Source organism: uncultured Campylobacter sp. (genome assembly GCF_938030815.1).
Taxonomy (GTDB): domain Bacteria; phylum Campylobacterota; class Campylobacteria; order Campylobacterales; family Campylobacteraceae; genus Campylobacter_B.
The window spans coordinates 1-1,281 of record NZ_CALHII010000030.1; the positions used below are offsets into that span (position 1 = coordinate 1).

Genomic DNA, 1,281 nt, shown 5'->3' on the forward strand with positions numbered 1-1,281 from the left:
CATCAAAACCACCGACTACGATCTGGCTGTTAATAAACTAGAGCGCGCGCTAAAGGAGTTTCGTATCGAGGGGGTGCGCACGATCATTCCGTTTTTGCTTAGCATCAGCAAATCGCGCGAATTCCGACTCGGCTTTTTCGACACGAGCTACGTAGAGAAAAATTTAGACAAAATTTTAGAAAACACCATCGACGATATGCAGCCGAATAAAAACGAAGCGATCGCAGCTATCATCGCTGCTATGCGCAAATCGGCGCGGATTTAGGAAAGAGTTATGGATTTTTTAGATAGCCTAAAAGATATAAAAAAGGATATGCTTAAGGACAAAGCGGCAAGCTCTGCGCCCAAAAAGCCCAAAAAACCTAATCCAAATCGCGATGAGTTTAAAGATATTTTCAGAGATGACGATTCGGGTCTGCAAAGCGGGGGCGTCCTAGACGGCGACGCGGAGGAATTCGACATAGCCAAAGAGAGCATCGCCGCACGCGAAAAGCGCCTCAAAGACGAGTTTTTAAAATACGTGGACGCGGCGAATATCAAAAAGCTGAATGATTGAAATTCCATTTTGTACGCTGGATTTTGCCTGCCCCTATCTGGACGGCAGAGCCGCTCGCAGCGAGTATCTCTACGTAAAAGGCTGCGACTTCGAGTATAATTCAAATTTAGTGCAGCATGGCTACCGCCGCTTCGGCAGGTATTTTCAAAAGCCCGTTTGCGCAGCCTGCGCAGAGTGTAAAAGTTTGCGTGTCGATGCTTCAAATTTTAAATTTAGCAGATCGCACCGCCGCGTCTATAAAAATAATCGCACGACCGCCTATGCGTGGCAATCTCGCCCGCTTTTAAACGATGCGCGTTTGGAGCTTTTCGCGCTCTATCACGACTATATGCATCTAAAAAAGGGCTGGCCTCTGCAAGAGATCGATTTTGAGCGATATGATGAAATTTACGTCCAGGGCCACGGCGACTTCGGCAAAGAAATTTCTTACTACGGCGAGGACGGGCGGCTTATCTGCGTCGATCTCATCGATATCGTGGATGACGGCATCAGCTCGGTGTATTGCTACTACGATCCGTATCTGCCGCATCTAAGTCTGGGTAAATTTTCGCTTTTAAAACAGATCGAGTTCGCCCAAGATCTGGGGCTACGATGGATATATTTGGGCTACGCGGTCGAGCAGTGCCCGAGCCTAGCGTATAAATTTAGCTACGAGCCGTATGAAATTTTAAACTCATACACAGAGCTTGACGCTCCCGCCGTGTGGGAGGGGTGCGTACAAAGGT

General features: G+C 47.9%; 2 protein-coding genes and 1 pseudogene. All 3 read left to right on the forward strand.

Annotated elements, in window-relative coordinates:
- Positions 1 to 265: pseudogene (locus Q0277_RS00800) on the forward strand (acetyl-CoA carboxylase biotin carboxylase subunit); the annotation flags it as partial.
- A gap of 9 nt (positions 266 to 274) precedes the next feature.
- A complete protein-coding gene (locus Q0277_RS00805; protein ID WP_297994545.1) occupies positions 275 to 556 on the forward strand; it encodes a hypothetical protein in 282 nt (93 codons plus the stop codon).
- On the forward strand, positions 549 to 1,281 hold a 733-nt coding region (locus tag Q0277_RS00810), incomplete at its 3' end, for an arginyltransferase (protein WP_297994549.1). The genes Q0277_RS00805 and Q0277_RS00810, both read left to right, overlap by 8 nt.